The organism is Mesorhizobium sp. M0676, assembly GCF_040320535.1.
Taxonomy (GTDB): domain Bacteria; phylum Pseudomonadota; class Alphaproteobacteria; order Rhizobiales; family Rhizobiaceae; genus Mesorhizobium.
Map to the genome: position 1 here is coordinate 1 of NZ_JAMYPU010000065.1, position 6,665 is coordinate 6,665.

Sequence of the window (6,665 nt, forward strand, 5' to 3'; positions counted from 1 at the left end):
CGTTCGAGTTGTTGTCGGTGTCGCTGAGCGCGCCGTCGACGATGTTGACGATGACGCTCGGGTTGAGCGTGTCGATGGTGACCGTATCGGAGCCCGCCGCGCCGGTGTTGCCGGCAAGGTCGGTGTAGCCGCTGGCCGTTACCGAAACGGAGCCAAGACCATCAAAACCGTCTGCCGCCGTGAACTTCGCCGTATAATGCGAAGCATCAATCTTCACAAAATCAGTCAGCGTGCCATTCATTGCCGTAACATCGGCAGAATCGAAGCCCGTCACCGGACCAAGAAAAGTGAACGTCACGACCGAGTTGTTGTCACCATCATTTAAGGAAGGGTAGACAATATTTACGGAGACAGGAACATGCCCGGCGTTATCGAGAACGACAACCCGCTCGATCGCGGAGACCTTGAGGTTGATCGTGGCGAATGTAAATTCTGCCTGACCTGCTTGGCCGGTATTCGTGTTCGAGTTCGCGGCAATGAAGGCACGAAACTGAGCAAGTTCGGTGTTAAACGCCGTCATGAATGACGTATTGGCTAGTTGATCATTGCTTAGATAGATAGCGAGCGTATCGATCTCGGCAGTGCCTTTCGCAGCATTGCCGTTACCGCCGTCGTAGGTGTCGTAGCCGGAAAAGGCTGTTTGTCCGACGGTTGTCCCTGTGCCGTAGACTTGGCTACCAAACTTGTACTGATTTTCCCACGCGCGATAGATGAGCGTGTCCGCTCCCGATCCGCCCAGGACCGTATCGAAACCACTGCCTCCATCGAGCGTATCGGCGCCTGAACCGCCATTCAGGCGATCGCTTCCGGCACCGCCCAAAAGCACGTCGTCTCCACTACCGCCGACCAGATTGTCGTTGCCGCTTGTACCAGTTGCCGTTGCCATACCCCGTCCCCTATCTCGCTAGTTGTTCTTGTCGATCGAGAAGTGCCGACATTGACCTGCCGCTTGCAGCGGCGTCGCTCAAAAATTGTGAACCTATGAGGGCAAGTTCGCCTTCGCCAACAAACGGCTTGATCCTGGGAAAGAGCGCCGGACCAAATGAGTTCGCATCCAGACCAATGGCATGTGTACCAATGCCAAACGCCCACGCTCGCGAGTCCGGCAAACACAGCTTGATGCCTGCTGAATCTGCGCAGGCAACAGCGGGCTTCTTCGGATCGGTCGAGGCGGAAAACTCATCATTCGGAGAGCAAAGTGTGATTTCGGCCAGATCGCTACTCGACCCATCGAGAGATATAATGGTCAGAACGGTGGAAATGGGGACGGGCGCATTTTCGGCTAAGCGGTAGGTATAGTCTCCGCCCTGTGGCGTATCGGGAAGCAACGTCGACATTCCGTCGGCGTTTATGATTTGAGAAGCAGCCATTATAACCCCCTTACTCATACACAGATGCCCCCACATCCGTTTACCGACCGCACTGAAAAGACAAAGCACTCGCTATCAAAGCTCATAGACTTAGTCAGCCCACCCAACCACCGCTATGTTACGCCTTGCGAACGGCTGACTCAGCAGTACCGTTTACGGATGGCGGCTCGATGTTGATGATGATGATGATGATGTTGCGACGAGATTGGTCGTCGCGCTGCGTCTCCCCTTGCGTCGGCAAACTCGTCGGCTGCCGATCATGTTTTTAAGAAAATGCTTATATTAGGAGATTATTAACTCTTCCGAGGGGGAGTCGTCAACATTCGACTAGCGTGACAGTTAACAGTCAAAATAAAACGTGCACGGAACCGGCTGCGGACGCCTTCCAGAAACGCATGCCCCAGTCAGGTGAATGTGTAGCAGCAACCGCCGATCTCATGGACAATTGCGTTTCACTGTGTCGGTTGCTGTAACCATCTGAGAAGGTCCCAAGAGTCCGAATTTCCGCACCTTGGCCTTGTCTTTCGACCAGGAAGGGCAGGGATGGTCTGATTTCGATGCATCGTCTCCGGTAGGAGAGGTAATTAGGCGCGATCAATATCCGGTTTCGATCATTCTCAGGCCGGCTCGAATTGTCCTGGAAGTCTTAATTGGCATCGAGAAGGTGATGGGGCTGCCCGTCAAGGATCTGCTCCAAGCAGTTAATCCAAAACCTCACCAATCTTTTGGAAAACGCGGCGGCTGAAAAGGCGGGAGCAACCCAAAAATGGCCGGCACACTGATCTCCTTCAAAATTGCCGATATTGCGCGCGGATCAAGAGCGCACGCTAAGGCAACATGGAGCCTGGCAGGGTAGAGGCGACGGGCAAGATCGTGGTCATCGCCGCTACACATACGAGCGAACCGGAAAACCCCATCGACCAGTGTATAAAAAATCATGCGCGTTCGTCTTAAGCGGCTGAACAGCCGCACGAAACAACTCGCCGACGGCAGCCTCGTCACCTACTAGTGGGCTTGGAAGGGCGGGCCACCTTGCCTGGCAAGCCTGGAGATCCCGAATTCATCGCGGCCTACAAAGCTGCCGCCGCGACCAAGGCCAAGCCGCGCCAGGGCGCGCTCCTGTCCGTGATGAATGAATTTCAGGCCAGCTCGGATTTGGATGACCTGGCGCCGCGCAAGCAAGCCGACTATGTCAAGCTGATCAAGGTTATCGGAAAGAAATTCGGTGACTTCCCGCTGTCGGGCATGAGCGACCGCCGCACGCACGGCATCTTCATGGAGTGGCGCGACGAGCGCGCCAAGGCATCGCGCCGACAGGCAGACTATTGCTGGCAGGTGCTGGCGAGGATCCTGTCCTGGGGACACGGTCGCGGCCTTGTTCAGCCAATCCTTGCGAGAAGGGCGGGCGCCTCTATCGCGGCACCAGGGTGGCTAACGTCTGGACTGCCGCCGACGAGGCCGCATTCTATGCCAGCGCTCCCGCGCACCTGCATCTGCCGCTCACACTGGCCTTGTGGACCGGCCAGCGCCAGGGCGACCTGCTGCGGCTCACTTGGCAGCAGTATGACGGCAAGGTGATCCGCTTGCAGCAATCCAAGACCGGAACTCGTGTGGTCATTCCCGTCGGCGCGCCGCTCAAGGCTGCGCTCGGGGCGCTGCGCGACAAGGTCGGGCAGATACTTTTGAACAGCGACGGCGTGCCATGGACCTCAGATGGCTTTCGATCATCTGGCGCAAGGCCTGCGCCTCGGCCGGGGTGGTCGGAGTGACCTTCAATGACATTCGCGGGACTGCTGTAACGCGCCTGGCGCTCGTCGAGGCCTGGGTGCCGGAAATCGCAACGATCACCGGCCACAGCCTTCCTCAACCGAGATCCGGCGCTCGGCGAAAGCGCCATCCGCAAGCTCGAAACGGGAACAAAAATTACCGACCGTGCGTCCGACTGACACGAAATGTTCTAATGATCAAACGGAAAAATCGCTTTCTGGGGAACCTGGATTCGAATCATAGCTGCAGGTCACGTCGCACCTTTACCGGATAGCCGTCGGCATCCTTGCGCTTGTCGAACTGCTTGGCGCGGCGATTGCAGCCGGCATCGAAGTAGTCTGCCGGCCAGCGAACTTCACCGGAGGGCAGGGTGCGCTTGCGGACTTTAGCCATTCCTATTCCTCGCGGTACTTTGGATTAGGTTGCGTGGTGTGGGAGCGAGCTTGCCAGACCGTATAGCGTTCCGCCTCTTTCGGCAACTCTCTATCATTTCTTTCCGCGACGCTCCGATGGCCTCGAAAACCTCTTGGCCGATGGGGACGTCTCCCGAGGCGTATTCATCGCAAGCTTGATTGCTTCGCCTAACTTTGGATTGTTGGCGAATGGCGCAAGTTCAACGAAAAGATTGAACAGGTTGTCCAGACCGGAACAGTGCCGACTAACGGTTAATGTCGGCAGTGTCCCGAATCATGATTGGCTGGAGCGATGGCGGTACTGGCGTTCGATCTTGTCTATTTTTCCGGCCTGACCCTAGGCGACCTGCTGGGCAGCGTCATTTCGTTGCTGGCGTGTTTGGTGCTCTACAACGTTTTGGCTACGGACCGCCCGAACCGATAGGTCGGGTCTAACCCGCGTTCGCCATTCCAAAGCCAAGGCCCAGGCCGATTGCGACGCCAAGGAACAGCTTGCCGGCCATGTCGATGCGAAGGCGCATACAGGGCGCCATGCGTCTGTGCGGGCGCTCTGAGGCCGTTGCCGACGTCATCGAAGATCGTTTCCATCGGTCGAGTCTCCGAATCTGTGAATCCCCTGTTTGATCCGTCAAAGTCTAACGATCAGGGAAGCGCCATGAAAGCACGTGCAGTAACGGTTGATTCAACCATTGCTGGTATAAGTGTGGGGTGGGTGGCGGCTCCGACAGCTCGGGGGTGGAACTGAGTGCCGAAGCCGCCTGCGCAGCCAAGGTTGGGGTTTGACCGCGCCGTCCTATTCTGGGACAGCGCGGTCAACGATTCGTTAAAATTTTCCGGACCTAATTAAGTCGGTGCTAATTGCGCCCTTCGGCCTTTTTGGGTCAGCCGGGAACATCCCCGCTCCGAGGCTGTTCGGTCACACCCGGCTCGTTCTCAGCGGTCCCTGCCGGTGACCAAGATGGCCCCTCACTCATCATGGTCGGCCCGCGCTCGGAAGCAGGCGCGGGCCATCCCTGCACAAACCCGGCGTCTCCAGATGTCAGCGCCCTGGCGCGAGCCGGACTGCATAACGATTGCGGATGTGCCTGTTAAAATAGACGCCCTTGGCAAAGGCAGCTTTGAACGCAGCAACGGCCTCAGCAGGTACGTCCAAAAACTCGTAATGCTTCCCGCTTGCCACAAACCAGACGGAGAGAACCCTGGTGTTCGGGTCATAGTCGAACTTGCGTATCGAGGTCGACGGCATGGTATGCCATTCAAAAACTCAGCTAGCCGAGTTGGCTGAAACTGTATTCGAATTGTGGCCGCGCTTTTCGTCGGCAACCCTGATCCAGATGGGCTCGCTGGTGCGCAGAGTGATGTCGCGCTCTGTCGCTTCCCGCGCCGCCCTGATCGGCGTTGTCGCGTGGACGATGTGGGTAGCCGTCACGGTATCGCCGTCCATTTCCTCAACGTGGTATTTCGGCACTTTTGGTCCTAAGCGTCCAGTTCGAGCGGCTCGTGCTCCGGATCGGCATGATAAGTGACCTGGCGAAAATCGCGTATATCGATCTGTTGACCGCAAACAGGCAAGGAAGGAAATGCGCGAGTTCGCTCGCGGGCGGGCCTTCATGTCGGTGCCCGATCAGTGGTCTGCCGAGATCAGATAGCCTGGTCATTGTTTCCGCAGCGCCTTGGCTACCCGCTCCAAAGTCTCGCGTTGGTTGCCGTGCTTCGCGATCAGCTCTTTGACCTGCTGGGGTGTGATGCCGGTCTTTGTTGCGAAATATTCAACTTCATAATCCTCATCGGCCGTGACACGGTCCCGATCACGAAAATCCCGCTTGCTCTTGTCGTCGGCCATATCGATTCATCCTTCGCTCATCCCGCAACGTCGAGTTGACGTGTTTGTTGCACCAAAAGGCTGATTTCCGGCTTCGGAACCATTTTTACTTGATCTTATTGAATCGCCGTAGGGTGGGTCAGTGCATGCGTTTGAAGTTCATCGAGCCGTTGATGCCGACCCTTGTGGAGAAGCCTCCCGAGGGTGAAGGCTGGACCCAGGAGGTCAAGTTCGACGGCTACCGATCGCAGATGATCATTGATGAAGTCGGCAAACGCATTTATACGCGCAATGGCCACGCCTGGACGGCGAAATATCGCGACCTGGTGAGAGAGGCAAAGCGCCTTGGTGCCGAAGCGCCATTGTCGAGGGCGAGATCGTCGTTCTGAATGACAGCAGCACGACTTGTATTTTGTTGCCTTTGATCTGCTTCATCTTAACGGCCACGATCTGCGCGATAAGGCGCTAGAGGAGCGGCGCGAGATCCTGGCCAGCATGATCGAGCCCGGCGGGCGTATTCAGTTCAGCGAGCCCCGCCGGGGGAAGCCAAGGCCATCTTTCACTTGCTCGACAAGGCCGGACTTGAAGGCATGGTCTCGAAGCGGAAGGACAGCAAATACCGACGCGGTCCGTCGACCAACTGGCTGAAGGCCAAGTGCTATGCGATCGACGATTCGATCTGCTCGGCGTCGAGCGTGAAGCGGGCAAGCCGGCTTTCACTCTAATGGCTGAGCGCGGCACCGGGCGTTATGTCGGAAGCGCATTCGTCACCTTGAACCGGGAAATGCGCGAGAGGCTATGGAAACGCGTCCAGGAGCACTCAGGCACGGCGCCCAAGGGCATCATGAAGCGGCCGGCCACGAAGGGTTGTCCTTAGGAAAGCTGAGGACGGGCAGGGCGCAGGCTCGAGCATCGTGATCGGGTTTTACATCGGCGGGTCGCGACGTTGGAACCACTTCGCGGATTGAACGTTGCGAGCGGATGATCAGACGATTTGCCTACGCCCTTATCCTCGTCCAAGTATCTATGGCTACTGCGCTCGCCACGCAAGTATTCCTGTCGACCGCAGACGAAGCCGGTAACGCAGAACGCTCGCTTGCGACGGCGCCAAGCGAAGATCAGGGATGCGCCAAGGCGATGTGGCCCAATATTCCGGAACGATGTCTGCAGCGAGCCGAGCCTAAGGTGGTTACGCTCGTCCTCAGCCAAAACAACTAGAGCAGTTCAGATTTTGACTGAATCTGCGGGATTCCCGTGAGAGTGGTTTTGTGATTCAAGATGCTGGCTGGATCG

Annotated in this window: 11 protein-coding genes and 1 pseudogene; 6 read left to right on the forward strand and 6 right to left on the reverse strand. The window is 57.2% G+C overall.

The features are described 5' to 3' along the window. Together NKI35_RS31005 and NKI35_RS31010 are read right to left on the reverse strand one after the other, a co-directional pair. Positions 1 to 886: Ig-like domain-containing protein (locus NKI35_RS31005; protein ID WP_352500535.1), on the reverse strand; the 886-nt coding region annotated here is incomplete at its 3' end. 10 nt (positions 887 to 896) lie between these two features. Next, positions 897 to 1,370: a hypothetical protein gene (locus NKI35_RS31010; RefSeq protein ID WP_155923510.1), complete on the reverse strand. Its 474-nt coding sequence runs from the start codon at positions 1,368 to 1,370 to the stop codon at positions 897 to 899. A 517-nt stretch (positions 1,371 to 1,887) separates the two neighbouring features. Here NKI35_RS31010 and NKI35_RS31015 point away from each other — a divergent pair. Further along, complete coding sequence (locus NKI35_RS31015) at positions 1,888 to 2,115, forward strand: hypothetical protein (protein ID WP_155923509.1); 228 nt, start codon at positions 1,888 to 1,890, stop codon at positions 2,113 to 2,115. Between the two features lie 682 nt (positions 2,116 to 2,797). Then, positions 2,798 to 3,139, forward strand: coding sequence for a tyrosine-type recombinase/integrase (locus NKI35_RS31020; RefSeq protein ID WP_352742601.1), 342 nt, complete (start codon positions 2,798 to 2,800; stop codon positions 3,137 to 3,139). A 235-nt stretch (positions 3,140 to 3,374) separates the two neighbouring features. Here the strand turns inward: NKI35_RS31020 and NKI35_RS31025 are convergent, their stop codons facing one another. Next, complete coding sequence (locus NKI35_RS31025) at positions 3,375 to 3,530, reverse strand: hypothetical protein (RefSeq protein ID WP_023744425.1); 156 nt, start codon at positions 3,528 to 3,530, stop codon at positions 3,375 to 3,377. 312 nt (positions 3,531 to 3,842) lie between these two features. On the opposite strand from NKI35_RS31025, the gene NKI35_RS31030 reads away from it, so the two are divergent. Next, the gene (locus NKI35_RS31030; RefSeq protein WP_023707393.1) at positions 3,843 to 3,974 is read left to right on the forward strand and encodes a hypothetical protein; all 132 of its coding nucleotides are present in this window, start codon (positions 3,843 to 3,845) and stop codon (positions 3,972 to 3,974) included. 615 nt (positions 3,975 to 4,589) lie between these two features. Here NKI35_RS31030 and NKI35_RS31035 read toward each other — a convergent pair. The 3 genes from NKI35_RS31035 to NKI35_RS31045 all read right to left on the reverse strand — a co-directional run bounded on the left by NKI35_RS31035 (position 4,590) and on the right by NKI35_RS31045 (position 5,393). Continuing rightward, on the reverse strand, positions 4,590 to 4,796 hold the full coding sequence (locus tag NKI35_RS31035; RefSeq protein ID WP_023748450.1) for a KTSC domain-containing protein: 207 nt from the start codon (positions 4,794 to 4,796) through the stop codon (positions 4,590 to 4,592). Between the two features lie 18 nt (positions 4,797 to 4,814). Beyond that, positions 4,815 to 5,018, reverse strand: coding sequence for a hypothetical protein (locus NKI35_RS31040; protein ID WP_156932446.1), 204 nt, complete (start codon positions 5,016 to 5,018; stop codon positions 4,815 to 4,817). A gap of 186 nt (positions 5,019 to 5,204) precedes the next feature. Continuing rightward, positions 5,205 to 5,393 (reverse strand): DUF3606 domain-containing protein, encoded by a 189-nt coding sequence (locus NKI35_RS31045; protein ID WP_352742604.1) that lies wholly within the window; start codon positions 5,391 to 5,393, stop codon positions 5,205 to 5,207. Positions 5,394 to 5,518: 125 nt separating this feature from the next. Between NKI35_RS31045 and NKI35_RS31050 the strand changes: the two genes are divergently transcribed. From NKI35_RS31050 to NKI35_RS31060, 3 genes and pseudogenes are all read left to right on the forward strand, one after another. Further along, positions 5,519 to 5,761 carry an ATP-dependent DNA ligase gene (locus NKI35_RS31050; protein ID WP_352742605.1) on the forward strand — a complete coding sequence of 81 codons (243 nt, stop codon included), beginning with the start codon at positions 5,519 to 5,521 and terminating at the stop codon, positions 5,759 to 5,761. Between the two features lie 16 nt (positions 5,762 to 5,777). Next, positions 5,778 to 5,852: pseudogene (locus NKI35_RS31055) on the forward strand (hypothetical protein); the annotation flags it as partial. An 83-nt stretch (positions 5,853 to 5,935) separates the two neighbouring features. After that, positions 5,936 to 6,097: a hypothetical protein gene (locus NKI35_RS31060; protein ID WP_352742607.1), complete on the forward strand. Its 162-nt coding sequence runs from the start codon at positions 5,936 to 5,938 to the stop codon at positions 6,095 to 6,097. Positions 6,098 to 6,665 lie beyond the last annotated feature (568 nt).

Excerpts from the sequence above, each read along its gene's own strand:
- NKI35_RS31010 (WP_155923510.1), bottom strand. The coding sequence starts at position 1,370 with ATGGCTGCTTCTCAAATCATAAACGCCGACGGAATGTCGACGTTGCTT.
- NKI35_RS31025 (WP_023744425.1), bottom strand. The coding sequence starts at position 3,530 with ATGGCTAAAGTCCGCAAGCGCACCCTGCCCTCCGGTGAAGTTCGCTGG.
- NKI35_RS31030 (WP_023707393.1), top strand. The coding sequence starts at position 3,843 with ATGGCGGTACTGGCGTTCGATCTTGTCTATTTTTCCGGCCTGACCCTA.
- NKI35_RS31035 (WP_023748450.1), bottom strand. The coding sequence starts at position 4,796 with ATGCCGTCGACCTCGATACGCAAGTTCGACTATGACCCGAACACCAGG.
- NKI35_RS31045 (WP_352742604.1), bottom strand. The coding sequence starts at position 5,393 with ATGGCCGACGACAAGAGCAAGCGGGATTTTCGTGATCGGGACCGTGTC.
- NKI35_RS31050 (WP_352742605.1), top strand. The coding sequence starts at position 5,519 with ATGCGTTTGAAGTTCATCGAGCCGTTGATGCCGACCCTTGTGGAGAAG.